Origin of the sequence: Marinomonas sp. TW1, assembly GCF_001625355.1 — a bacterium.
In the GTDB taxonomy this organism is placed as follows: domain Bacteria; phylum Pseudomonadota; class Gammaproteobacteria; order Pseudomonadales; family Marinomonadaceae; genus Marinomonas.
Window position 1 is genome coordinate 27,686 of the sequence record NZ_JSEE01000002.1, and the last position, 25,519, is coordinate 53,204.

Here is a 25,519-nt window from a genome sequence, read left to right on the forward strand (position 1 = left end):
CCCTTTCCTTGTCTCTGATTGTTTATTTTTGAGGATAAAGGTTGCGTTTGAAACCCATTACCAAAAGCACAGCACCCAACACAACCATAGGCAAAGACAATAATTGACCTTGCGTCAACCAACCCCAAGCAAGATAACCAATCTGAGCATCCGGCTCACGGACAAACTCAACCAAAATTCTAAATACACCATAGCAGAGTAAAAACATGCCAGACACACAGTAACGAGGCTTAGCACGTTGTGAGAAGAACCAAAGAATGGCAAACAACGCCACGCCCTCTAAAGCAAATTGGTACAACTGAGAAGGGTGGCGAGCCAATTGCAACGGATCATTCGGAAAAATCATTGCCCATGACACATCAGTTGGTTTACCCCAAAGTTCACCACCGATGAAATTACCAATACGCCCAGCCCCTAAACCAATTGGCACAAAAGGCGCCAAAAAATCTGTCACATCCACCAAATGCTTCTGGTATTTGCGAGCAAATACATACATGGCCACAATCACACCCAACAAGCCACCATGAAAAGACATTCCACCTTCCCAAATGCGTACCATAATCAGCGGGTTATCCACAAAGGCGGGGAATTGGTAGAACAGGATATAACCAATACGGCCACCTAGAATCACACCAAGTGCGCCATAAAATATCGCGTCACTGACCATATCTTTGGTCCACAAACCATTGGAACGTTTGGCGCGATATACACCAAATGCATAGGCACCAGCAAAACCAATCAGGTACATAATGCCGTACCAATGCACAGCGATTGGCCCAACCGAAATGGCGATAGGATCAATATTAGGATAGGAAATCATAGAAAAGTACCAAACCTCTGGTAAAAACTAGCCCACTCGAGTGGTCTTGGATGGTCGGATTAAACGTTCAATATTCGCTTCTCGCATCAAGCGAGTCATGGTTTGCACCACGGTTTCAGCGTGTGACAAGCTCATCACTTCGTTTAACATATCTTGTGATTGTGACAGGGAAATATTACGAATAACGGCTTTCACCTTGGGCAAACTGGTAGAGCTCATGGATAACACGTCATACCCCATCGCCATGAGCAAAATGGCCCCCATTGGATCGCCGGCCATCTCGCCACAAACACTTAAGCCAACGCCTTCGTCCTTCACCTGATCGACAATACTGGCTAAGGCATGCAGTACCGATGGGTGAAAAGAGTTATACAAATCGGCAACCCGGGGATTGTTGCGATCAACGGCTAATAAATACTGAGTTAAATCATTACTACCAACCGATAGGAAATCCACCATTTTCGCCAAGGTTTTGGCCTGATAAACAGCAGCAGGAATCTCAATCATGACACCGACTTTCGGCATCTTAACGTCATAACCTTCTTCTTTGACTTCCGCATAAGCACGACGAATTAGCGCCAATGCTTCTTCCACTTCGGCCACATTAGAAATCATCGGCAACATAATTTTTAAGTTATGCAGCTCTGCACTGGCTTTGATCATGGCTCGAATTTGTGCCATAAAAATTTCTAAATGATCGAGCGTAACCCGAATACCGCGCCAACCTAAGAAAGGGTTCGCCTCGGTAATAGGAAAATAAGGCAGCGCTTTATCACCACCAATATCCAAAGTTCGCACTGTAACCGGTGCAGGCGCAAAACCTTCAAGTTGCTGACGGTAAATGACCACTTGCTCTGCTTCAGTCGGAAAACGATCTCGCACCATAAAAGGCACTTCGGTTCGATACAAACCGATGCCTTCGGCGCCACGATCTAATGAACGTGCCACATCTGCTGACAAACCAGTATTCACAAACAAGGACAAACGTTGACCGTCTAACGTCTCACAAGGTAAGTCTTTAAGGCTTTCATACTCTTCTTCCAGCAAACGTTCTTCATCAACAATTTGCTGATAATTATCAATTAACGCTTCAGAAGGGTAAGTAAAGACCTGACCTTGGTAACCATCAACGATCAAATCGGCTTTATCCAATTGAGCATAGGGAAGATCTAACGCTCCCATGACCGTCGGTATGCCCATGGCACGAGCTAAGATCGCCACATGAGAGTTCCCTGATCCCATCACAGAGACCAACCCTTTGATCTTATCAATGGGGATTTCCCCTAACATGGAAGCGGTCAACTCTTCACCAATAATAATGGCCGGCTCGCTGAAACGCTCAACAATATTAGGGGCTTTTTCTTGCAAATGGGACAGAATACGACGCCCCAAATCTCGTAGATCCGACGCTCGTTCACGTAGGTATGGATCGTCCATACGATCAAATTGACGAATGTGAGCTTTAATCACTTGGCGCAATGCACCTTGAGCCCACTGACCTTCTTTGATCTTTTTAACGACTTCTCCGGCAATCGAGTTGTCATCTAAGATTTTTAGATAAACATCGAATAACGCTTTTTCATCCGCCGATAAATGCTGGCTAATGCGATTACTGGCCTCTCTGATATCACGCCTAACGGCGTCCAGAGCTTGGTAAAAGTCATCAATTTCTTGTTCTGGATTGGTGGTTTCACGATCTGGAATCACATCCAGATCCGCAGGAGGGAACACCACCACACCGCGCCCAATCGCAACGCCCGAGCTACCAGGAACGCCTTTATATCGAAAGTCTGCGCCACGCGGTGTTGCGTTTGCATTCAGATTGGTTATAGCACCCGTCGCTTCGGCATGAGCAATAACACCGGCTAATTGCGCTGATAACGTGATTAGGAAAGCTTCCTCCCCCTCATCAAAACGACGCTTTTCTTCATGCTGAACCACCAGCACTCCCAGCACCTGTCGATGATGAATGATCGGCACACCCAGAAAAGAACGATAACGCTCTTCTCCTGTACCTTGAAGGTAATGAAACGAAGGGTGAATATGGGCGTCTTCTAAGTTAACAGGCTCTGCACGACGACCGACTAAACTGACTAGGCCTTCATCTGACTTTAAACTTACGCTACCCGCCATATCAGCATTTAGACCTCGGGTTGCCATCAAGACATATTCCGAAGTGTTGCTGTCTACTAGATAAATCGAACATACTTCAGCACGCATAGCACGGCGAACACGACGGACAATAATATCCAACGCGGCAGACAAAGACTGTGCAGCCGTCACCTCTTGAGTGATACGTCTTAATAAACCTAGCATAGCTCTCCCATTGCGCTGATTACCTCCTCAAAATGATACACTTCATCACTTATCTAATCGTCGATGCGCACTCTGGCTCAACTCTTTTAGAGCTCGCCTGTACACATCTTTCTTAAATGCGACTACTTGTCCAAGCGGGTACCAATAACTTACCCAGCGCCAGCCATCAAACTCAGGGCAATCTGTTCCATCCACACATACCGACGCGTCAGGGCATCGAATAGAGAGCAAAAACCATTTCTGTTTTTGCCCAATACACAAAGGTTTACTATTGTGTCTTAACATGCGCTTCGGGAGACGATAACGTAACCAACCCCTTGTTTTTCCGATAATTTCAACCTGATCTGGATTGAGACCTACTTCTTCTTTCAGTTCTCGATACAAAGCTTCTTCAGGAGTTTCATCAGATTTGATACCGCCTTGGGGGAACTGCCACGCATTTTGTCCTACACGTCTCGCCCAAAGAAGTTGGCCACGCTCGTTCATCAGTATGATGCCCACATTCGGTCTATATCCGTCTGCATCAATCACGAGCTATCACCTTCTAATATAAGAATAAATTAGATTCATTGTTCCATAATTCGCCCATTCGCACAATTAAGACTAATGTTATTTATTGTCTCTAAGGCTATAATTTCCGCACTTCATACCAATTAAGGACCAACCGTGACACTCGCAATCTTTGATCTAGATGGCACCCTACTCAGTGGTGACAGTGATTATTCTTGGGGACAATTTTTAGTTGAAAAAGGCTTAGTGGATACACAAGTCTACCAGGCCGCTAATGACAAATTTTTCAAACAATATCAAGCTGGCACACTGGACATACATGAGTATCTCGCCTTCAGTTTGGCACCTTTAAAGGATTTCTCAGCACAAGAGTTAGCGCAGTTGCACCATGACTTCATGGTTGAGAAAGTACAGCCAATGATGCAACAGAAAGCCGCTGAATTGCTGAAACAACATAAAGAACAAGGACATTTCTTACTACTGATTACCGCAACCAATCAGTTTGTTACAGGTCCAATTTCCGAGGCCTTGGGGATGGATCACATCATCGCCCCTGTGCCCGAAGTTATAGAAGGTCGCCACACTGGCAAAGTCGTTGGTGTACCTAGCTTTCAAGCCGGTAAAGTCACTCGCCTTAATGCGTGGCTAGCAGAGACAGGTCACAGTATGGAAGGCAGCTATTTTTACAGTGACTCGCGAAATGACTTACCACTGTTAGAGTTAGTGACTCACCCTGTGGCGGTCGATGCTGATGAAACCCTCAGCAAGATTGCCAAAGAGCGTGGTTGGCCACACATTTCTTTGCGCGACTAAGCCGCTTAGAAGTAAATAAACACCAATAAAAAAGCGCCTTTGAGGCGCTTTTTTATGCGAATTTACAGTCCCATATTATTGTGAATGCGATAAAACAAGGCTTTTAAATACTCGGTTTCCGCAATGGCTGGGTGAACTGGGTGATCTGGCGCTTGGGTACCACGGTAAATCAACTGCGAAAAACGCTCTAATTGACGACTGTTGCTGCGCACAATGTCATGCAGACGATTGGTTTCCAAGTGCATTGAACAAGAGCCCGTCACCAACACTCCACCTTTTGCCACCAAACGCATCGCCAACTGATTGGCTCTATGGTACGCCCCTTCACCAGCTTTAATGTCTTTGCGGCGAGCAATGAAAGCCGGTGGGTCCATTATTACCACATCAAAACGCTCTTTGTCTTCAATCAGAGATTGCATAGCCTCAAACGCATCACCGTGCATTAAATTGGCATCGCCTTCATATTGGTTCAACTTGAGGTTCGCATCCACATGACTTAAAGCACTGTCAGACGCATCGATGAAAGTCACATCAGTGGCGCCAGCAGAAGCCGCTTGCACCCCCCAACCGCCGACATAGGAAAAGACATCTAATACACGCTTTCCGGCACAGAAACCTTGCATAGTCTTACGATTTTCTCTGTGATCATAAAACCAACCCGTTTTTTGACCATCCCAAACCGGCGCTTGGAACAACACCTCATTTTCTTGCAAGAAGACCACTTCTGGCACCGTCCCAAAGGCTTCTTCGACATAAGAGTCAAGACCTTCGATCTGGCGCATCTTGCCATCATTCTTCACTAAAATTGCCGTCGGCTTGACCACATCTTGTAACGCTTCGATGATCTCCGACTTAACACGTTCCATACCTGCCGTCGAAATTTGCACCACTAAAATATCAGCGAAACGATCCACCACCAAACCAGACAGGCCATCAGAGTCCCCAAATACCAAACGGTAATAAGGCGCAGGATAGGTCATTTCACGCAACGACAAAGCAATTTTAAGACGATGAACTAGCGTGGATTTATTCAGTACCGTATCAGTGCTACGGCTAATTAAACGACCGCAAATCAGTGTGTTAGGATTAATCGTAGCAACGCCTAATGGCTTACCTTGAGCCGATTCAACAACCACTTGATCACCAGGCGAAAATTGCTTTAATGGCGTCTGCGATGTATTTACTTCGTTACTATAAATCCATTGATGCCCAGCTCTAATACGTCTGTCTACTTGACCTTTTAGTCGAATTACGCTCAAAATGCTCACCTACGTTGTTTAAAACGATTATTTAAAAACCGCTATTATAGTGACTCTAGGCGCAATTGCTATGGAATAGACGCCTATCGTTTGCTTTACCTCATATAGCACCGTTGTAAAGAAGTTCGTATGACATCATCTGTTAATGAAAACCAGCTAGGACGCATACTTCGAGGTATTAGCATTCCGCCACAACCTCAGGTAATGGTCGATCTTCACATGGAACAGGCGATGCCAGATCCAGATATGGAACGCATTGCGGAAATCATTGCGCAAGACGTGAGCCTCTCCGCCGCCGTTCTAAAATTGGTGAACTCTAACGCCTTTAACATCGAGCAAAAAATTGCATCGATTCAACAAGCCGTCACGTTGCTCGGCACCGACTGTGTCACTAACTTGGTTAATGGCCTTGCCGTAAAAAGTGAATTAACCGATGACGCCATACAAGCCTTGCACAGCTTTTGGGATACCGCCACTGACGTAGCCGCCATCAGTGCTAGCCTGGCCAACCAGCTCAACTTTAAATATCAAGATGAATGCTACGCGTTAGGACTTTTCCATAATGCCGGGATGCCATTGATGATGAGTCGCTTTGAAAATTATCAAAGTATCATTGAGGAAGCTTACCAAACGGCCGAATTCGCTTTAACGGATGTCGAAAACAGAGCCTTTAAGACCAATCATTCTGTCATCGGTTATTATCTGGCAAAGTCTTGGGGCTTGCCGAAAAGCTGTTGTGCAGTGATTGCAGAACATCATAGAGTCGATCACTTATTCCGTAATCGTCTACCTGGGAGTCGTCTGCATTTGTCTTTCGCGGCGATTTTAAAAATGGCGGAGCACATCGCTTCCGCTTATCAGCACCTGGGCGGTGCTGACGAAGACCATGAATGGAACTGTATCAAACATTATGCTTTAGATCACTTCGAACTCACTGAGTATGACTTCGATGGCTTGATCGAAATCTGTCACGAACAAGGCCTTGGTTTAAACTGATGTTCAATGATATCAGCGATTGAACATTACCAGATGATCAAGATGAATGGTCAAACCAATACTCTGGCCAATCGAATGATTATGGTGTGAAGACGCAAAACAATAGACCACTTTACCAGAAGCCAAACTCACACGATAAAGGAAATGTGAGCCTCGAAACCACTTACTCACAATGGTTCCCACAAACTCACTATCATCATCATGCAAGATGTCATCCGGCCTGACCAGCAAATCCACTTCGGCCTGATCAGCAAAACCATGATTCAAATTTCCTTGGATTCTACCCAAGTCTGAATGAACACAATTTGGTCCACATACCGTCGCAGGCAAGAAGTCCCCATGACCAATAAAGCTGGCAACAAAGCGGGTTGCAGGCTTGTGGTAAATTTCATAGCAGGTGCCTGTTTGATGAATCTCACCATCGAACATGACAGACACTTGATCTGCCATAGCAAACGCTTCCATTTGATCATGCGTCACCAAAATCGCACTCATCTCCTCATGCAACAGAATGCTACGAATGTCAGGGACTAATTCTTCCCTCAGCTTAGCGTCCAACCCAGAGAAAGGCTCATCCATCAGTAATAACGTTGGCTTTGGCGCCATCGCCCGGGCTAATGCCACTCGCTGCTGCTGACCACCAGAAAGAGAATGAGGGTAACGAGATTGAAAGCCCGCCAGCCCCACCAGCGCTAGGAGTTCATCGACTCTAGCCTGCGCTTGTTGCTTGTTCCAAGAGGTTAAACCAAAGGCAATATTTTCCCCCACCGTGAGGTGTGGAAACAAAGCAATGTCTTGGAATACCATACCGATTTGGCGACGCTCGGGTGGCAAACTGGTTTCAGCGGTTGAGATAACCTGTCCTGCCACGTCAATCTGACCCGACATCAATGGTTCAAAGCCAGCGATGGCCCGTAACAAGGTTGATTTACCACAACCACTTGGTCCTAGCAGACAACCAATTTCACCCGCCGCTAAGTGAAAACTCGTGGGGGCGACTATTGGTTGACCATCATAGCCAACGGTCACATTCGAAAGCGTGAGATCAGAAGCCATATTTGAAGAAGATTCCTGAGTCATATATAGACCTACTTAGACGATGCAACATCAGATGAAATGGAACGACTTAATAAAATAACAGGCACAAGACTGACCAATACGATCATTAAAGACGCAGGTGCTGCGTCAACCAAACGCTCATCTGAAGCCAATTCAAACGCTCGCACTGCCAAAGTATTAAAGTTAAACGGACGCAATACCAAGGTCGCTGGAAGCTCTTTGAGTACATCGACAAAAACGATTAAAATGGCCGTTAAAATAGACCCTTTCAGCAGCGGCAAATGAATTCGGGTTAATACTTTCCATGAGTTCATGCCCAAGGTTCGTGCTGACATGTCCATACTGGGTTTTATTTTTCCTAAACCATTCTGAACGGCCCCCAATGACACCGCCATAAAACGCACCGTATAAGCGAACAGCAAGGCAAATAAAGTTCCAGATAGCAATAAGCCGATTTTTTGTCCCGTATACTGCTGCACCAAATTAATGATTTGATGATCTAACCAGGCCAGTGGCACTAAGGTACCAATAGCAATAATGGTTCCTGGCAGAGCATAACCTAAACCAGACAAACCAACAGACGCACTCACAACTTTATGCTTATACAAGCGTCCAGCGTAACTTAATACCAAAGCAAAACTCACTAAGATTAACGCGGCTAATGCCGCAAGGTAAAAGGAGTTCCAGGCCAATTGAAGGAAACGATCAGCGACAAATTCAGCCTTAAACATCGCCCAATACGCTAATACTATGGCAGGGACCAAAAACCCCAGCATAATTGGCAAAAGGCAAAACAGCAAAGCACAGACGCCTTGCCATCGGCCCAACTGAATGCGTCGACTGCTGGCTTTTTTAATGCCCGAATTATGATATCGGATACGATGCCTTGAATACCTTTCTAACACGATCAACACCGTCACAAACAGCAACAGGACACCCGCTAATTGAGAGGCAGCGGCGACATCACCAAAACCATAAAAAGTTCTTAGGATGCCAGTGGTGAACGTATTCACACTGAAATACTGTACCGTCCCATAATCAGCGAGCGTTTCCATTAAGGCTAAGGTTAATCCAGTTACAATCGCAGGACGCGCCAGAGGCAAAGCCAGTTTCCGAAAGGCTTGAGGGTTCGAATAACCTAAAGTCCGCGCCACCTCTAAGGTATTAGCAGATTGCTCTAAAAACGCCGCACGAGTCATTAAGTAGACATAAGGGTACAACACCAAAATCAACATGGTCATGGCGCCCCCTAGGGAACGTATTTCAAAAAACCAATAGTCCCCATAACGCCAACCGGTTAGTTCTCGAATAAAGGTTTGAACTGGCCCCGCAAAATCCAATATACCAGTGTAGGTATAGGCAATGATGTAAGCAGGAAAAGCCATCGGTAACAATAAGGCCCAAGCTAAAAACTGACGTCCAGGGAAATTGCACATACTGGTTAACCAAGCAGCAGGCACACCAACACAAAGCACACCAATTCCCACTCCAACCATAAGCAGCAAAGAATTATGGACGTATTCCACCAATACGGTTTGATACAAGTGCTGCCAAACCTGACCATCTCCGATCACCACATTGACCAGAACCACCAAGATAGGCAAAGACAACAGCGCAGCGATAAATACCGCCGCGCCGAATAGAGGAGAGAAATTAGATGTTTTGAACCCGTTCAATGACTCGTTACAACCTGTAATTCGTTCTGTTCAAATGAGCCGTTACTTCCAGCCGCCGATGTCCATGAGCTCAACCGCTTGACGGTTATTCTCACCCAATTTACTTAGCGACAGACTATCAGCATGAAAAGTACCATAAGGTGCCAACATTTCAGGTGCACCAACACCCTTAACAACCGGATATTCGTTATTCACATGAGCGTACCATTCTTGTGCCGTTTGACTGGTGAGAAACTCAAGTAAACGTTTCGCATTTTCCACATTTGTCGCGGCTGACGTAAGACCAGCACCACTCACGTTAACATGAGCACCACGCTCACCTTCGCCTTGATTCGGCCAAAAAGGTTTTACTTTGGCATAAACGTCACGATCGCTCGCCAAATCACTTTGCCCTAATCGACCATAGTAGTAAGTGTTTGCCAAGGTCACATCACACACACCCGCAGCAACCGCTTTTAATAGATCCACATCACCACCAAACGGAGGACGGGCAAGATTTGCCATCAGCCCCTTAATCCATGCCTGAGTCTGTTCAGCACCATCGGCCTCAATCATCGAGGCAACGAGTGATTGGTTATAAATATTGGCAGAAGAACGCACGCAAACGCGACCTTGCCATTGATCATCCACCAAGTCTTCGTAACGAGATAACTCACTAGGATCGACCGTTTCAGGATTGTAGAAGATGACACGAGCACGTTGAGATAAACCAAACCAATAGTTATCGTTGTCTCTCAAATGACTTGGAATATTGGTCTCGAGAACCTCACTTTGTAATGGCTGCAATACACCAGCGGCTTTAGCACGGTGCAATCGACCAGCATCAACGGTAATAAAAACATCCGCGGGACTAGCATCCCCCTCAGCTCTTAACCGACTTAACAAAGCATCTGCCGAGCCTGTGATCAAATTAACAACCACATCATTCTGATCAGAGAACGTCTCTAGAATGGGGGCTATTAATGACTCTTTGCGAGCCGAATAGATATTTACTTCACCTTCTGCTTGAGCGCTTAAAGGCATTAAAATTGAACATGAAAGCAGAGCTAAACCTGCATTTTTGATATAAGAACCGAGCTTATTGCGCTTCAGAGAGCGCTGAGAAATTACTGCCATTATTCACCTTCCAAAACTTGAAAACATTTTCTCGTATCTCAGATACTTCCGTGCATCAAAGCATAGAAAATAAGGCCTTTGGGGAATTAGTCAAAATTGAAAGAAGAAATTAGCACAAGCACAGCACAAACACTAGCGATTCTCATTCCATTGAGCCTGTGTTATTTCTATGAAAACACCCACCTATATTATAAGCTGATTTAAACCATCGCCAATAATTAGAGCGTCATCCAACTCAAAAAGAATGCCCTCACCTAAACCCGCCCCCTTAGCAACAGCCATGGGAAAGCCTTCTCTAACCAAGTCAGAATCCCGTTCATTGCGGATACAAGCATTTAAATAGCAAGCCAAATTGAGTACGCAAGCCAATGCCTGAGGCTCATCATTCATAAACGGACGCTTATGCTGCTGCACGGCATCTCCCATAGCAGCAGGAAACTTCCACATATCCATCAAGGTTTTACCGGCCTCTTGAGTGGTAAAACCCAAAAGGTCCTGCTCCGCTTTCACTCGGCTTGCTTTGCGATTATTGACTAACGCCTGGATCTCTAGGGCAAGGTCTGGCTGAGTTAGATGCAGCAACAGGCGTCCAATGTTATGGACAATCCCAACGGTAAACGCTTCGTCTTCGTCGACTAACTCCGTTCGCTTCGCGACCCACTTCGCTAACTCCGCCACTCGAAAAGAATCCGCCCAGAAAGCGGGTAAATCAATGCCTTCCACTTTTTCAACGGAACTGGCAAAACCGGAGGCAATCACCAGAGTTTTTAGTTTGGACATGCCAAGCAAAACAGTCGCTTCATCAATAGACGAGATCTTACGAGACAAACCAAAGTAGGCTGAATTCACCATGCGCAGAATTTTCAGGGAAATGGTTTGGTCATGGGCCACTCGTTGACTGATGTCAGAATAATTGGCATCAGGATCATTAAGCAGTTGAATGAGCTCACGAACCACATCCGGTACATTAGGAAGTTTGTCGGTTTGCTTTAAAAGCGCTTCTACACGCATAGGAGGCGACCCTTCAGTAATCAAAAAAATACCATTAAGCAGGATAAGGTAGCCAAATGTTTTTGCAACCGGAAATAAGTAGCGTTTTGAAAAGCCTGTCTTCTGTCTCCGTTAATATCAAGAAAAAGAAGACAAACCAGCAGCACGTGCCACGACCTTATCTTTTAAAAAACGATTTTGATTAAAGCACTTCATACCCACATTACGAACCCCTACCACCGCAGGATGATGACTTGCGAATAAACGCTTAAAGGTTTCCATGCCAGCCGCCATAGCAATGTTATCTAACATACGAGCCCGTTGATAACGTCGTAATACTTTTAACGATCCTAACGCTTCTCCGCGGCGCTGTGCTTTGGATAATACTGCCACTAAAGCCTTGACATCACCAAAGCCAAGGTTGGCCCCCTGACCTGCTAAAGGATGAATAGTATGAGCCGCATCACCGATCAAAGCTAAACCGGCCTTCACATATTGTTTGGCATGACGTTGACGTAATGGAATCGCTTGGCGTTCACGAGTCACCGAAAGGACATCAAATTTACGATTAATCGCATAGTGTAAACGCTGGCAAAATGCCTCATCCGATAAGCTCATTAAGGCTTCAGCATCGCTAGGAGGAACAGACCAAACAATGGAGATATACTCTTTACCATCCACACTGGGCATGGGTAAAAAGGCCAAAATACCTTCTTCACCAAAACTTTGCCAAGCGGTATTTTGATGACTTTGACCTATTTCTATGGTGGCGACGATGGCCGTATGGCCATAATCCCATTCGACCGTATCAAAGTCATTGTCTTGCCTTAGCTTAGACATAGCGCCATCTGCCGCGATAATGGCCTGAGCATTCAATTGATGGCCAGAGAGCAAGCTTGCCGTCACTCCAGACTCGTTTAGTTCATAGCTATCTAGCTGGTCACCCAAATAAAGATCAACATTAGCATTGTCTTTAAGCTGAGCCATCAGTTGCTCATTTAAGACCGCATTTTCAATTAAGTGGCCTAACTCGAGCATGTCACTATTATGAGCATTAAAATCGACCATGCCCTCACCCAAGCCATCCCAAACCACCATATTGTCATAAGAAGCAATTCGGTTTTTAGGGATATTTTGCCAAACCCCAGCGTCTTCTAATAAGCTTTTAGATTGACTGGAAATGGCACTGACTCGAGCATCGTAAGCAGGCGGTGTCGAAAGTGTGTATAACCCTGTATGTTTATCCACAAGCGCAATTCGCAGGGACGACTTTGCCAACAATATTGCAGATAAGCCTCCAACCATACCAGCACCGACAAGGATCAAATCATAGGATTTTGCCATCACACTTTCTCCAATTAACTAATAGAATGAGCCTCAGCCATTAAAGCTTCGATCTCACTTATTTCTTTCGCTAAACCATGGGTTAGAACATAGGGACCAGATGCCGTAATCAACACATCGTCTTCAATACGAATGCCAATGCCACGCCACTTGGGATCTACCTTTAAATTGTCTTCTGACACATACAAGCCCGGCTCTATGGTCAATACCATACCTTCTTCTAAGGCACGCGACTCACCTGCTAGCTTATAAGCGCCACAATCGTGTACATCTAACCCTAACCAGTGCCCTGTATTGTGCATATAAAAGTCGCGATATGCCTTGCTCTCGATCAGGGTATCCACTTCTCCGGATAACAACCCTAGCTGAACCAAACCTGTGGTTAGTGTCTTTACTGCCGCATTGTGACAAGCCTCATAAGGGTTGCCCACTGTCAGTTCTTGCATCCCATCCTGATAGGCATCAAGTACCAATTGATACAGCGCAGCCTGAGGCTCACTAAATTTACCGTTAGCCGGAAAGGTTCGTGTGATATCAGACGCATAACATGACAACTCAGCACCGGCATCGATTAACACCAAATCGCCATCTTTAATGTCTTCATCATTTTTAATGTAATGTAGAACACAGGCATTTGAACCAGACGCCACAATGTTGTTATACGCAGGCTGGCGTGCACCAGATTTCATGAAGACATAGTTAAGTTCGGCTTCTAGCTGATATTCTTTCATACCAGGCTTCACTGAGCGCATCGCTTGTTTATGAGCCTCAACGCTAATTTGAGCAGCGGCTTCCATGATCGCAATTTCTTCAGCGTCTTTCCGCAGACGCATTTCCGCCACATAATTGGTTACATCAAGCAATTGCACAGGCGCTTGCGCACCCAGTCGAACTCGCGCGGCTAAACCATCGCGACATACGGCTAGCTGCTCACGTAACGCTTGATCTGCAAAACGATAGACTAGGCAATCCGCACCATCCAGTGCTGTCGATAACACCTCATCCAGTGCCTCTAAAGCAAAAGCCTGAGTGGCGCCAAACTCTTGAATGGCGCCATCAATACCATAACGGAAACCATCCCATTGTTCTTTTTCTGGGTCTTTTGGCAGACTCACTAGAGTCAAATCACCTTGTCCCGAGATAATGGCGTACGCACTGGGCTCTGGAAACCCCGTTAAATAATAGAAACTGCTGTCAGATCGAAATTCATAATCACAATCATTATTACGCACCGCCAACTCGCCATTACGAATGACCACAACACTGTTATCAGGCAAAGCTGCCATTAAACGCTCACGACGGGATTGATAGGTTTGCAAGGTGATTTTCATAGTGACCTCATTTCATCTGTATCAAGTTGTCCATTAAGTGGGGATTAATGAAGTGCGTTTTGCTTCGAATGATCGGCATCTGGATTAATATCATGATGCTCTGAGTACATCATCATGGCAGACAAACGAACATACTCAACCAATTCGGTCAAATCCGCTTCATTATCATTATTTTCTTCGAGACTGCGCATTTCAGACTGCATGCCCGAGATGTTTGCGAAGTCACGTAATATCTGCTTAGTTTCTTCTGATAAGTCTTTTTTCTGACCAGATAAACCATAACCGGCCAAGAAGCCATGAGCCCATTGGGACAAAGTTACACCACGCTCACATAATTCGGCATCGTCGTCCGCAATGCTGGGCACAAGTGCATATTCACCATTTTGGAACAAGGTTAAAGTGGCGTTATACAAGTCAACAATGGCCACTCGACTGGCCTCTTCTTTCCAGCTTTCGATGTCGCAAAACTCCACCACCATGGTAAGCCAATCTTCTAATGGCAAGGTTACCCCAGAGGCTAAATAACCGCATAACTGACCATGTAATTCAGCTGGTGATGCCGTAATAGACTCCGACACAAACACATCCGCAATGAGATCAAAATCCAATGCGTCTTTTAACATTTCTGTAGACATAGCCTACCTCGTATCATCTCTACTCTGCTTAAAAAAGAAGCCGCACCTATGACAGTGCGGCTCGATCGTTCAATCTATCGTTTTAGGCCAGTTGTTTCAAACCAGATTCTAAGGTTTGCAAAATAAGCGTGTTAATTGTCATTGGCCCCACACCACCAGGCACAGGTGTATAAGCGGATACTCGATCAGTAAGAGGACCAAGTTCAATGTCACCAACACCGCCTGGGTGATAACCCGCATCAACCACCACGGCACCGTCTTTGATCCATTCCGCTTTGATGAATTCTGGCTTACCAACCGCACCGACAATGACGTCTGCTTGTTTTACGTAATCAGCCAAATTCTGTGTGCGAGAATGACAAATGGTCACTGTCGCATTGGCATTCAACATCATCATGGCCATAGGCTTACCTAAAATTGGACTGCGCCCAACGACCACCACATGCTTACCTTCCAAGTTCACATCGTACTCAGCTAACAGACGCATAATACCCGCTGGCGTGGCCGCGCCATAAGCTGGCTCTTGCATCGCCATACGACCAAAGCCAAGACAAGTCACACCATCAACGTCTTTGTGTGCCGCAATTGCATCAAAACACAAACGCTCATCGATTTGTTCTGGTACCGGATGTTGCAACAAAATACCGTGCACATCAGGGTTATCATTCAACTCATGAATCTTGCTTAGTAACTGTTCAGTGGTGGTGGTCTCATCAAGCTCAATGGCCATTGAGTCCATACCAACACGACGACAAGCATTGCCTTTCATTTTTACATACGTCGCTGATGCCGGATCAGCACCAACCAAAATGGTCGCTAAAATCGGGGTGCCGCCAGTACGCTCTTTAAGCTCCGCCACTTGAGCCTGTAAGCGAGTTTCGGTTTCTTTGGCGCATAATTTGCCATCAAGAACCAATGCTGTCATGAATGAACTCCAGTATAATTAGGTGATGTTTGAGGGAGGCACATTGTACCTCAAGTTTGCATTCGATGGGCAATCAATGGCTGGATTTGTTAAGCAAATTTATACACCACTAAACGGCTTCCAGATAATCCACTAGCAATTGTAAATTGCGCTGACCACGGAATTCATTGATATCCAGCTTATACACTAAGCGCACTTGGCTGGCTTTTTCATTCGGCCACTTATCCAGATCAACAAAGAAACTAATTGCATCCAACAACAAGCCGCTGTTTGGCTCTCGCACCATGAGCTTTAGATGTTTTTCACCGACAATGCGTTGTTGCAAAACATCAAATACACCATCAAAACAAGGCTCAGGAAACGCTTGCCCCCAAGGACCAGACAATCTCACTAATTCAGCAAAGCTCAAGCTGAAATCTTCGGCGGCCAATTCACCATCCGTCATGATCCGCGCCTCTAACTGATCCGCCGTTACCCACTCAGCGATGATGGCATCAAACGCCAATCGAAAAGCCTCATAATGAGACTCTTTAATGGACATGCCTGCCGCCATCGCATGGCCGCCAAATTTGCTTAATAACTGAGGGTAGCGCTTGGCTAAAAGATCCAGAGCATCTCGAATATGAACACCTGGAATGGAACGAGCCGAGCCCTTTAATTCATCTTCACCAACACGAGCAAAAGCAATCACAGGGCGGTGGCACTTCTCTTTCATGCGAGATGCCAGGATACCAATCACCCCCTGATGCCAATCCGCATCATAAAAACACATACCATGAGGCATACTCTGTTCATCGTCTAATAATGACTCAAGCAATAATTCAGCCTGCTCTTTCATATCGGACTCAATGGCTTTTCGCTCACGATTAAACTGATCTAATTGCTGTGCATATTGCTGAGCTTGATGTGGCTGGGTAGCCAATAAACATTCAATACCTACCGACATGTCATCCAATCGACCTGCAGCATTCAGCCTTGGCCCTACCACAAAACCAAGATCAGAGGCTTTGAGCTGACGATAGTCACGACGCCCCACTTCCAACAAAGCCAAAATACCAGGACGCGCCAAACCGGCTTGAATACGCTTAATCCCTTGCTGAACCAAGATACGATTGTTGTTATCCAGCGGCACCACATCAGCCACTGTGCCCAGCGCCACCAGATCTAAAAAATCCGCCATTTTAGGTTCGGGAATATGCTGCTCAACAAACCAATTCCGTTGATTCAACTCAGCCCTTAAGGCCGACATAACATAAAAAATCACCCCAACACCGGCTAGATTCTTACTCAAAAACTGACAACTAGGGTGGTTTGGATTCACAATGGCATCCGCGTTTGGCAATTGATCTCCAGGTAAATGATGGTCAGTGACCACCACTTTCATGCCATGAGATTTTGCCGCCTGAACACCATCAATACTGGCAATGCCATTATCAACCGTTACCAGTACATCAGGGGAATACTGTTGCGCAACGGCTACAATTTCTGGCGTCAATCCATAACCAAATTCAAAACGATTGGGCACCAAGTAAGTCGGTTCGACGGCCCCCATCGCTTCTAACGCCAAAATGCCTAAGCTAGTGCTGGTTGCGCCGTCCGCATCAAAATCACCGACAATCAGAATTTTTTCACCTACCACAATGGCATCGGCTAAAATAGAGGCCGCCTTGGGCAAATCAAACAAGGCATTCGGTCTCAAAAGATGAGGCAAGCGATAGTCAATTTGCTCCGTACTAAAGACCTCTCTCGCCATAAAGATACGCTGTAAACTGACGGGCATACTGGTAGGAAATTGGCAAGGTGCCGATGGCACTAGACGACGCTCGATACGCATAAGGTCACTCAAAGAAAATCACTGAGGCGCAAGAATAACACGAATTAATTTAAGGCAGGCAAAGACCGTCAAATTAGTCTTTACGAGTTTGATTTCGACCGGCACGCTTAGCATTGTATAAATGACTGTCTGCTAAAGTAATCGCTTCACGTAAAGAAACCGTTTCATTCATCGTTGCGACACCAAAGCTCAAAGTAACGCGGAAACTTTGATCCAGATAATTGAATTCATAGTCGGCCACTAGGTTACGGATAGACTCTGCGACTTCATAGGCGTCATGCGATGAACAGTCAAATACAGCAAGAAGAAACTCTTCCCCTCCCCAACGTGACGATAAAGCCCCTTTGGGCAATCCTGAGGCCATAATTTGGGCGATTTTTTCTAACGCATAATCTCCGGCATCATGTCCATATTCATCATTTACACGTTTAAAAAAGTCCACATCCGCCAACAACAAATGAGCCTGTTGTCGCTTCTCAAGTTTTTGATAAATACCACGACGGTTCAAGAGGTTCGTTAACATGTCGGTATAAGCCACCAATTTTAGCTTCGCCGACGTGCGCTTTAATTCATCATTAAAACGAGACATAGAGAATTCATAAATACCGGATAAAAAGACCACGACAGCAAAGGCAAAGAGGATTCGAGACTTTAATGATGAGTGATAACCAAACTGTGAAAAATGATTATCGGTATAAAACATTAGCGCCGTTAACAGCAGAGTAAAAATGCCCAGCTCAATCAGCCCTTTCTTTAAACCGTGTAAAAACAACGCCACAGCAGGCACACAAAAAAGCCACACATGCCCTGTTCCATTAACGCCTCCCGTGTAAATCAGGTAAAGCATTAAGGCATATAAAGGGTATATCACAAAATTTCCGGACATGGCGTGATGATGAGTACGCCTGAGGTACAGATGGTTAGCGGCATACAAAAAAGCAATACTGATTAGCACCACGCCTAACAGTAACTTACCCTGAAAAAACGAAGCAATCCCCAAAGGAAAAGTAAAAAGGATACCAACACTGGCAAACAGATTAATGATCAACACTCGACGAATGTCATCTGGAGACAACTTAGATACATCGCCCACATAAAAGCGAGTAATAAAATGAAGTTTTGACTTTAAACTTGTTGGTCTCTGTAAAGCAGCTGAATCTTTATCTGACATGCCGTAACCCTGACTTATTACCCTTAATCTAGTTAAGGTTATTTAAGAAAGATATTACCCTAAAGACCCAAACACCTCTTCCCAAAAAGCACTTTAGTTACAAATAACAACAATTGAAGGAGTTTAAGCTAAATATAAGTAAGATTAAGAGATTAAGAGATTAAGAGATTAAGCTGGGTATAAGCGAGACAAAAGAACAGGGACAACCGTTTCTACTTTCAAAATTCGCTCACCTAAATGCACACTCGACATTCCCGCCTCTAACCACTTGCTGACCTCAAACTCGTTCCAACCACCTTCTGGCCCCAATGCCAAGACACATGACTCCTGCAAATCCACTGGACACGATTTAGCTTGATAAGGGTGAGCCAATAGGCCTAATTTCCCACTTAATATATGTGGCAGTTGGTCTTCCACAAAAGGACGGAATCTTGGCACCATAGTATAATTTGGCATGATGGTATCTTTTGCTTGCTCAAGCCCTTCTAACAAAGTCTGGCGAATTGACTCCGGCTGCAACACAGGGCTTTGCCAATAACTTTTTTCTACTTTGGATGAATGGATTAAATACAGTTCTTTGACGCCCATCGCGGTAATATTATGCAAAGTCCGTTTCAACATATTAGGACGAGGCAATGCCATCACTAATACCATAGGCAAGGCTTTAGGTGGCTTTTGCGTAAGCTGCAAAGAATGAATGTGTGCCGGTAAATCGGCACTTGCCGCTTGGTACACGCCTTCTCCTAAATCACCACCCAATAGACCGACTCGTAATACATTCCCCGATTCCGCCTTAATCACTTGATTAATATGTGACTGCTGACGTTCCGTCAGTGCATAACGCCCTTCGGACAATGTCAGGGCAGGCTCTAGTATAATCAGGTTCATATAATAAGGTTTAAAACTAAGAGGAATGATGAAAGATCGCGGTCAAAACTCGACCGCGATAACAAGGCAATTTACTACGTTACTTAGATACGATCAGCCACAAAAGACTGAACTTGCGCCAGTTCATTGTCCAACACAGTATAAGACTCTTCACGCTCGAACAAGTCTTTCATATGTTCAGGCAAACTAGGCGATTCACAGCCAGCTTTTTCTACTGCTTCAGGGAATTTCACAGGGTGAGCTGTCGCCAAAGTAATCATAGGCACAGACTTATCTTTCCAGCATTGGCGTGCCGCTTCCAGACCAATCGCCGTATGCGGATCCAACAAATACTGAGTATTGGCATGGACTTCAGCAATGACATCACAAGTGCGCTTATCATCCACTTTGTAACTGTCAAAGTTCTCTTTTACATAAGACCAAGCTTGATCATTTAACGATACATCACCCTGATTGAAACGCGCCATTAACTCATCAATTGCGGCACCATCACGGCCATGAGCATCAAACAACAAACGCTCAAAGTTACTCGATACCATGATATCCATACTGGGTGACAAGGTTACATTTAAGGCTTGGCGACTCATATCATTTTCACCAATCACACGATGTAAAATGTCATTCTGGTTAGTAGCAACAACCAGCTGATCCACTGGCAAGCCCATCTGCTTGGCTAAATAACCCGCAAAGATATCACCAAAGTTTCCCGTTGGAACCGAGAAAGACACTTTACGATGTGGCGCACCAACAGCCAGAGCCGAAGAGAAGTAATAAACGATTTGAGCCATAATACGCGCCCAGTTAATCGAATTCACCGCACCAAGTTTCGCACCTTTCAGGAAAGATTGATCCGCAAAGCTGGATTTCACCATGCCTTGGCAATCGTCAAAGTTACCTTTCACAGCCACATTAAACACATTATTATCAATTACCGTTGTCATTTGACGACGCTGTACTTCGGACACACGTTGATAAGGGTGCAAAATAAAGATATTCAGATGTTCTGAATGACGGCAACCTTCAATCGCCGCCGACCCTGTATCACCCGAAGTGGCACCAAGGATAACCAGTTTTTCTTTACGTTCAGACAGAACATAGTCCATTAAACGACCTAGCAATTGTAATGCAAAATCTTTAAAGGCCAAGGTTGGACCACGGAATAATTCCAGTATCCACTCGTTATTACCGACCTGAACCATAGGCGCGATAGAAGTATGATTAAAGCTCGCGTATGCCTCATTAATCATGTCCTTAAAGGCATCAGCAGGAATGTCACCTTCTACAAAAGGCCACATTACTTTGAAGGCTAAGTCTTGGTAACTAAGGTTCGCCCAAGACGCAATCTCTTCTTTGCTGTAATGAGGTAGGCTTTCTGGCACATACAAGCCACCATCGTTTGCCAAACCGGCCAATAAAACGTCACCAAAGGACAAGGCCGGTGCTTTACCACGAGTTGAAATGTATTTCATATAATTCTCTCTTAAGCCAAGTTTTCGACACGAATACGTTGCACAGAACCCGCAACGTCCGGTAAGGCTTCAATGGCTGCAATGGCAGCATTCATATTGCGTTCTTTTACTTCATGCGTCATAACAACCAAAGGCACAAGGTCACTGCCTTCACGCTCACGCTGAATCAGAGATTCGATACTGATATCATTATTGGATAAAATTTGCGTAATGTTTGCCAAGACACCAGCACGATCTTGAATCGTCATGTTAAGGAAGAAACCACACTCAATTTCTTCGACTGGCAGAACCTCAACATCTGACAAGGCATCCGCCTGAAACGCCAAATGTGGGACACGATTCGTTGGATCTGCGGTCAGCGTACGTGCCACATCAATCACATCAGCAACAACAGAAGAGCCCGTTGGCAACGCCCCAGCACCAGCACCGTAGGTCAATGTTGGACCCACTGCGTCCCCCTGCACCATAATGGCATTCATCACACCATTGACACTTGCCAACAAGTGTTTACGAGCAATCAAGGTCGGGTGAACACGCAACTCAATACCCTGTTTAGTTCGGCGAGCAATACCTAAATGTTTAACCGCATAACCAAGCTCATCGGCAAAAGCAACATCTTCAGACGTGACACGACTGATTCCCTCGGTATATGTCTTTTCAAACTGCAATGGAATGCCAAACGCGATGGACGCTAGAATAGTCAGCTTATGCGCAGCATCAATGCCTTCAACATCAAACGTCGGATCCGCTTCCGCATAGCCTAGGGCTTGCGCTTCGGCCAACACATCATCAAAGTTACGCTGCTTTTCGCTCATTTCTGTCAGAATAAAATTGCCAGTACCATTAATGATGCCAGCCAACCAATCAATGCGATTCGCAGAAAGTCCTTCACGTACCGCTTTGATAATCGGAATACCGCCAGCAACAGCCGCTTCAAAGGCAACGATGACGCCTTTTTCCTGTGCTTTGGCAAAAATCTCGTTGCCATGTTCGGCGATTAACGCTTTATTCGCTGTAACAACGTGCTTACCATTTTCAAGCGCCGTCATTACCAGCTCTTTAGCAACGCTGGTACCACCAATCAATTCAAGAACAATATCAATCTCTGGATTGTTAACCACGTCGAAAATATCACGGGTTACGTTAATACCTGTGGTATCACATGTATCATTGTCACGACGAGCACCCACCTGCTCAATAACAATGCTACGTCCAACACGTCGCGTAATTTCTTCTGCATTTTTCAAAAGAATATTAAAACTACCGGATCCTACTGTTCCCAGCCCACAAATTCCGACTTTTACCGGTTTCAAAACGTTACCCCACAGAGATGATTTAATTATTTGTTATTTCGCCACTAAAAACGCTTCATTATAACGCCTGAACCACATAAACCCAACGAAGAAAAGGCTGAACTAGGCTCATGTTAAGTGGAATATTTTGCAATAAGACTATAACCCAAGTTTACTAGCCAGCTCTTTCGGTGGCAGATAACCTGGCAAAAACACACCATCTTTAGAGATTATGGTCGGCGTGCCTCGGACACCCAGCTCACTCCCTAACTGATACTGATCAGCGACAGGATTAACACATTTGTTTTCTGGCACATCTGCACCTGTTTTCGCTTCTGTCATCCACTTTTTAGGGTCATCAGAACACCAGATACTCACCATCTTACGATAAGAAAAAGAACCAATTCCCGCTCTTGGGTAAGCCAAATAACGCACCGTAATTCCCATCTCATTCAAACTTGCGACATCGTTATGCAACATACGGCAATAACCACAATCGACATCGGTAAAAACCGTGATGTGTGTTTTTTCATTTTCCGCTTTGAACACCACCATGTCTGACTCTGGTAACGATTCCAACTTAGCGCGTTTGGCTTGCTCAGTTTCATTCACCAGACCATCCGCGTCTATTCGATATAAATTACCAACAACAAAGTATTGAGCATTTTTCGTCATGTAAAGAGTTGGGCCACCCTCTACTTCCACTGAGTAGATACCAGCCTGCTCATGCCACTCTATCGAGCCAATAGTGTATTGAGGTAACGCGGTTTGAAGCGATTGACGAACTTGGTCTTGGTCAGCAAAAGTAGAGGTATAAGGAAGGGAAAGTCCGACAATGCAAAACGCACGAACCAAGAAAGAAAAGATGTGTTTCATGAAAACCTCAAAGACAAATGAATTGTCTCTATTAGGCCATACGAAAGGGAGTTAGTTCCACAAAAAAAGGCGACTTACGTCGCCTTTTTAAGGAAGATAAATTAGCGTTTAGCCAACTTCTCTTTAATACGTGCAGATTTACCAGAACGCTCGCGTAGGTAGTAGATCTTAGCTTGACGCACGTCACCGCGGCGTTTCACTTCAACACTCTCAACCAATGGGCTGTAAGTTTGGAAAGCACGCTCAACACCGATACCGCTCGAAATTTTACGAACAGTAAATGCTGAGTTTAGACCACGGTTACGCTTAGAGATTACAACACCTTCATAGGCCTGTAGACGCTCGCGTGAACCTTCTTTAACTTTAACTTGTACGACAACCGTGTCACCAGGACCAAATGCTGGGACTTCTTTTGTCATCTGTTCAGCTTCTAGTTGCTGAATCAGTTTAGTTTTATTACTCATGGATGTGACTCCTAATAATATGGTTTCTTATCAGTTCGAAGGTTCTTCTATCTGATAAGCTCGCAATTCCTACTCTGCCGAGGTTGAATCTTCAGTTTCGCGAATAAACTCTTCTAACAACTTCTGCTGTTCCTTGTCCAACTCAAGGTTCTGCAAAAGGTCTGGCCGGCGTTGCCAAGTTCTTCCGAGCTTCTGCTTTAATCGCCAGCGCCTTATCGCCTCATGGTTGCCGCTAAGTAGTACCGGTGGCACAGGCTCACCGTTAAGCACTTCGGGGCGAGTATAATGCGGGCAATCCAACAAACCATCAGCAAACGAATCCTCTTCTGCTGAAGCCTGCTTTCCTAGTACTCCTGGCACCATCCGAAAGACAGAATCCATAAGCACCATAGCCGGCAACTCACCACCACTTAGGACAAAATCACCGATTGACCATTCTTCATCAATCTCAGATTGAATCAAACGCTCATCGACGCCTTCATAACGACCTGCTACCAGAATAAATTCTGCTTGTTTAGCAAGTTGCTGCACACCTTCTTGCGTCAGTGTACGCCCTTGAGGGGATAAAAAAATAACTTTTGCGTTGGGCACTTTTTGCTTAGCGCACTCAATCGCATCTTTGAGAGGCTGAACTTTCATCAACATCCCAGGACCACCACCATAAGGTCGATCATCCACAGTCTTATGTTTATCCTGAGTAAAATCGCGGGGATTAATATAATCCACCTCAACCAACCCAGACTTAATGGCTCTGCCCGTTACACCGTATTGGGTAATGGCTTGAAACATTTCCGGAAAGAGCGATATAACGCTTACCTTCACGTGATGACCTCAGCTTGTTAGTTAAAATTCCGGATCCCAATCAACGACCATTTCCTTTTGTTCCAAATCGATGTTTAGAACATAAGTGTCTGGTACATAAGGAATCAGGCGTTCTTCACGATCAAAACTACCTTCACACGCACTGACAACCACAACATCATTCGCACCGGTTTCCATAAGTTGCGAAACCTTCCCCAAGAGGACACCCTCTTTGGTAATTACCCTTAGACCTTCTAGTTGACTCCAGTAATAATCACCGTCATCTAAATCAGGAAGATCCTGCGCATCAATGTAAATATCCAAACCACAGATTTCTTTAACTTGATCTCTGTCATTATAGCCATTCACCGATGCCACCAAACCTCGCCCTTGCAAGCGACCTTGGCTTAACTCTAGCGTTTTCCACCCACTTGGGGTTTTCAACCACCAATGCTTGTAATCAAAGATCCCTTGCATTGGGTCGGTGTGCGAATACAACTTCACCCACCCTTTAACACCATAAACAGATGTAATGCGTCCAACCACAAGGGCTTGCTCAGGAGCGGCCGCTTGCTTTACTTTAGACATAGCACTACCTCTGATTAAGCGTTTTTGCTAGCTTCTTTAACAAGCTGAGCAGCACGGTCAGATAGCTGAGCGCCTTGGCTAACCCAGTGATTTACACGATCTAAATCGACGCGTAAACGTTCTTCTTGACCACGAGCAACAGGATTAAAGAAACCCAAGCGCTCGATATAACGACCATCACGAGCACGACGGCTATCAGCCACGTTCAAGTGATAGAATGGGCGCTTCTTAGAGCCACCACGAGAAAGACGAATAGTTACCATATGATTGGTTCCTTATTGCTTAACGAAACACCTCTTGCCGAGTCGATTTTTGACTCATACTACAAGAAGGCGGCATATTCTAG

At 45.2% G+C, this 25,519-nt stretch carries 24 protein-coding genes; 2 read left to right on the forward strand and 22 right to left on the reverse strand.

The genetic code is table 11. The features are described 5' to 3' along the window. Window positions 1-22: 22 nt before the first annotated feature. The 3 genes from lgt to OA79_RS01730 are packed head-to-tail and all read right to left on the reverse strand — an operon-like array spanning window position 23 to window position 3,667. Window positions 23-820, reverse strand: a complete 798-nt coding sequence (gene lgt, locus OA79_RS01720; protein ID WP_063331499.1) for a prolipoprotein diacylglyceryl transferase — start codon at window positions 818-820, stop codon at window positions 23-25. A 27-nt stretch (window positions 821-847) separates the two neighbouring features. Next, the gene (gene ptsP / locus OA79_RS01725) at window positions 848-3,136 is read right to left on the reverse strand and encodes a phosphoenolpyruvate--protein phosphotransferase (protein ID WP_063331500.1); all 2,289 of its coding nucleotides are present in this window, start codon (window positions 3,134-3,136) and stop codon (window positions 848-850) included. Window positions 3,137-3,181: 45 nt separating this feature from the next. Further along, window positions 3,182-3,667: an RNA pyrophosphohydrolase gene (locus tag OA79_RS01730; protein WP_063331501.1), complete on the reverse strand. Its 486-nt coding sequence runs from the start codon at window positions 3,665-3,667 to the stop codon at window positions 3,182-3,184. Between the two features lie 135 nt (window positions 3,668-3,802). Between OA79_RS01730 and OA79_RS01735 the strand changes: the two genes are divergently transcribed. Further along, window positions 3,803-4,459, forward strand: a complete 657-nt coding sequence (locus tag OA79_RS01735) for an HAD family hydrolase (protein ID WP_063331502.1) — start codon at window positions 3,803-3,805, stop codon at window positions 4,457-4,459. Window positions 4,460-4,521: 62 nt separating this feature from the next. Here the strand turns inward: OA79_RS01735 and OA79_RS01740 are convergent, their stop codons facing one another. Further along, the gene (locus OA79_RS01740) at window positions 4,522-5,718 is read right to left on the reverse strand and encodes a class I SAM-dependent rRNA methyltransferase (RefSeq protein ID WP_063331503.1); all 1,197 of its coding nucleotides are present in this window, start codon (window positions 5,716-5,718) and stop codon (window positions 4,522-4,524) included. 129 nt (window positions 5,719-5,847) lie between these two features. Between OA79_RS01740 and OA79_RS01745 the strand changes: the two genes are divergently transcribed. Next, a complete protein-coding gene (locus tag OA79_RS01745; protein WP_063331504.1) occupies window positions 5,848-6,714 on the forward strand; it encodes an HDOD domain-containing protein in 867 nt (288 codons plus the stop codon). Window positions 6,715-6,726: 12 nt separating this feature from the next. On the opposite strand, the gene OA79_RS01750 is transcribed toward OA79_RS01745, so the two are convergent. The 18 genes from OA79_RS01750 to rpsP form a co-directional block, all read right to left on the reverse strand. After that, the gene (locus tag OA79_RS01750) at window positions 6,727-7,794 is read right to left on the reverse strand and encodes an ABC transporter ATP-binding protein (protein ID WP_063331505.1); all 1,068 of its coding nucleotides are present in this window, start codon (window positions 7,792-7,794) and stop codon (window positions 6,727-6,729) included. A gap of 8 nt (window positions 7,795-7,802) precedes the next feature. Then, on the reverse strand, window positions 7,803-9,449 hold the full coding sequence (locus tag OA79_RS01755) for an ABC transporter permease (RefSeq protein ID WP_063331506.1): 1,647 nt from the start codon (window positions 9,447-9,449) through the stop codon (window positions 7,803-7,805). A gap of 42 nt (window positions 9,450-9,491) precedes the next feature. Continuing rightward, a complete protein-coding gene (locus tag OA79_RS01760; RefSeq protein ID WP_063331507.1) occupies window positions 9,492-10,565 on the reverse strand; it encodes a Fe(3+) ABC transporter substrate-binding protein in 1,074 nt (357 codons plus the stop codon). Between the two features lie 183 nt (window positions 10,566-10,748). Continuing rightward, window positions 10,749-11,576, reverse strand: a complete 828-nt coding sequence (locus OA79_RS01765; RefSeq protein ID WP_063331508.1) for an HDOD domain-containing protein — start codon at window positions 11,574-11,576, stop codon at window positions 10,749-10,751. 117 nt (window positions 11,577-11,693) lie between these two features. Then, on the reverse strand, window positions 11,694-12,899 hold the full coding sequence (locus OA79_RS01770) for a UbiH/UbiF/VisC/COQ6 family ubiquinone biosynthesis hydroxylase (protein ID WP_063331509.1): 1,206 nt from the start codon (window positions 12,897-12,899) through the stop codon (window positions 11,694-11,696). Between the two features lie 14 nt (window positions 12,900-12,913). After that, a complete protein-coding gene (locus tag OA79_RS01775) occupies window positions 12,914-14,230 on the reverse strand; it encodes an aminopeptidase P N-terminal domain-containing protein (RefSeq protein ID WP_063331510.1) in 1,317 nt (438 codons plus the stop codon). Between the two features lie 44 nt (window positions 14,231-14,274). After that, on the reverse strand, window positions 14,275-14,865 hold the full coding sequence (locus tag OA79_RS01780; protein ID WP_063331511.1) for a UPF0149 family protein: 591 nt from the start codon (window positions 14,863-14,865) through the stop codon (window positions 14,275-14,277). 82 nt (window positions 14,866-14,947) lie between these two features. Then, entirely contained in the window at window positions 14,948-15,790 is an 843-nt protein-coding gene (folD, locus tag OA79_RS01785; RefSeq protein ID WP_063331512.1) for a bifunctional methylenetetrahydrofolate dehydrogenase/methenyltetrahydrofolate cyclohydrolase FolD, read from the reverse strand. Between the two features lie 109 nt (window positions 15,791-15,899). After that, a complete protein-coding gene (gene recJ / locus OA79_RS01790; protein WP_063331513.1) occupies window positions 15,900-17,624 on the reverse strand; it encodes a single-stranded-DNA-specific exonuclease RecJ in 1,725 nt (574 codons plus the stop codon). Window positions 17,625-17,697: 73 nt separating this feature from the next. Then, on the reverse strand, window positions 17,698-18,795 hold the full coding sequence (locus OA79_RS01795; RefSeq protein ID WP_063331514.1) for a GGDEF domain-containing protein: 1,098 nt from the start codon (window positions 18,793-18,795) through the stop codon (window positions 17,698-17,700). 168 nt (window positions 18,796-18,963) lie between these two features. Further along, window positions 18,964-19,683 carry a 16S rRNA (uracil(1498)-N(3))-methyltransferase gene (locus OA79_RS01800; protein ID WP_063331515.1) on the reverse strand — a complete coding sequence of 240 codons (720 nt, stop codon included), beginning with the start codon at window positions 19,681-19,683 and terminating at the stop codon, window positions 18,964-18,966. Between the two features lie 83 nt (window positions 19,684-19,766). Beyond that, complete coding sequence (thrC, locus tag OA79_RS01805) at window positions 19,767-21,152, reverse strand: threonine synthase (RefSeq protein ID WP_063331516.1); 1,386 nt, start codon at window positions 21,150-21,152, stop codon at window positions 19,767-19,769. A gap of 11 nt (window positions 21,153-21,163) precedes the next feature. Next, window positions 21,164-22,465, reverse strand: a complete 1,302-nt coding sequence (locus OA79_RS01810) for a homoserine dehydrogenase (protein ID WP_082825336.1) — start codon at window positions 22,463-22,465, stop codon at window positions 21,164-21,166. A gap of 138 nt (window positions 22,466-22,603) precedes the next feature. Continuing rightward, window positions 22,604-23,320 carry a DsbC family protein gene (locus OA79_RS01815; protein WP_063331517.1) on the reverse strand — a complete coding sequence of 239 codons (717 nt, stop codon included), beginning with the start codon at window positions 23,318-23,320 and terminating at the stop codon, window positions 22,604-22,606. 101 nt (window positions 23,321-23,421) lie between these two features. Then, a complete protein-coding gene (gene rplS / locus OA79_RS01820; protein WP_063331518.1) occupies window positions 23,422-23,784 on the reverse strand; it encodes a 50S ribosomal protein L19 in 363 nt (120 codons plus the stop codon). 69 nt (window positions 23,785-23,853) lie between these two features. Then, a complete protein-coding gene (gene trmD, locus OA79_RS01825) occupies window positions 23,854-24,606 on the reverse strand; it encodes a tRNA (guanosine(37)-N1)-methyltransferase TrmD (protein ID WP_063331519.1) in 753 nt (250 codons plus the stop codon). Between the two features lie 21 nt (window positions 24,607-24,627). Continuing rightward, complete coding sequence (rimM, locus tag OA79_RS01830; RefSeq protein WP_063331520.1) at window positions 24,628-25,173, reverse strand: ribosome maturation factor RimM; 546 nt, start codon at window positions 25,171-25,173, stop codon at window positions 24,628-24,630. 14 nt (window positions 25,174-25,187) lie between these two features. Next, window positions 25,188-25,436: a 30S ribosomal protein S16 gene (rpsP, locus tag OA79_RS01835; RefSeq protein WP_013795135.1), complete on the reverse strand. Its 249-nt coding sequence runs from the start codon at window positions 25,434-25,436 to the stop codon at window positions 25,188-25,190. Window positions 25,437-25,519 lie beyond the last annotated feature (83 nt).

Excerpts from the sequence above, each read along its gene's own strand:
- OA79_RS01800 (WP_063331515.1), bottom strand. The coding sequence starts at position 19,683 with ATGAACCTGATTATACTAGAGCCTGCCCTGACATTGTCCGAAGGGCGT.
- rpsP (WP_013795135.1), bottom strand. The coding sequence starts at position 25,436 with ATGGTAACTATTCGTCTTTCTCGTGGTGGCTCTAAGAAGCGCCCATTC.
- OA79_RS01765 (WP_063331508.1), bottom strand. The coding sequence starts at position 11,576 with ATGCGTGTAGAAGCGCTTTTAAAGCAAACCGACAAACTTCCTAATGTA.
- OA79_RS01760 (WP_063331507.1), bottom strand. The coding sequence starts at position 10,565 with ATGGCAGTAATTTCTCAGCGCTCTCTGAAGCGCAATAAGCTCGGTTCT.
- OA79_RS01775 (WP_063331510.1), bottom strand. The coding sequence starts at position 14,230 with ATGAAAATCACCTTGCAAACCTATCAATCCCGTCGTGAGCGTTTAATG.
- ptsP (WP_063331500.1), bottom strand. The coding sequence starts at position 3,136 with ATGCTAGGTTTATTAAGACGTATCACTCAAGAGGTGACGGCTGCACAG.
- OA79_RS01815 (WP_063331517.1), bottom strand. The coding sequence starts at position 23,320 with ATGAAACACATCTTTTCTTTCTTGGTTCGTGCGTTTTGCATTGTCGGA.
- thrC (WP_063331516.1), bottom strand. The coding sequence starts at position 21,152 with ATGAAATACATTTCAACTCGTGGTAAAGCACCGGCCTTGTCCTTTGGT.
- OA79_RS01795 (WP_063331514.1), bottom strand. The coding sequence starts at position 18,795 with ATGTCAGATAAAGATTCAGCTGCTTTACAGAGACCAACAAGTTTAAAG.
- recJ (WP_063331513.1), bottom strand. The coding sequence starts at position 17,624 with ATGCGTATCGAGCGTCGTCTAGTGCCATCGGCACCTTGCCAATTTCCT.
- OA79_RS01745 (WP_063331504.1), top strand. The coding sequence starts at position 5,848 with ATGACATCATCTGTTAATGAAAACCAGCTAGGACGCATACTTCGAGGT.
- lgt (WP_063331499.1), bottom strand. The coding sequence starts at position 820 with ATGATTTCCTATCCTAATATTGATCCTATCGCCATTTCGGTTGGGCCA.
- folD (WP_063331512.1), bottom strand. The coding sequence starts at position 15,790 with ATGACAGCATTGGTTCTTGATGGCAAATTATGCGCCAAAGAAACCGAA.
- OA79_RS01770 (WP_063331509.1), bottom strand. The coding sequence starts at position 12,899 with ATGGCAAAATCCTATGATTTGATCCTTGTCGGTGCTGGTATGGTTGGA.
- rplS (WP_063331518.1), bottom strand. The coding sequence starts at position 23,784 with ATGAGTAATAAAACTAAACTGATTCAGCAACTAGAAGCTGAACAGATG.
- OA79_RS01750 (WP_063331505.1), bottom strand. The coding sequence starts at position 7,794 with ATGACTCAGGAATCTTCTTCAAATATGGCTTCTGATCTCACGCTTTCG.
- rimM (WP_063331520.1), bottom strand. The coding sequence starts at position 25,173 with ATGTCTAAAGTAAAGCAAGCGGCCGCTCCTGAGCAAGCCCTTGTGGTT.
- OA79_RS01780 (WP_063331511.1), bottom strand. The coding sequence starts at position 14,865 with ATGTCTACAGAAATGTTAAAAGACGCATTGGATTTTGATCTCATTGCG.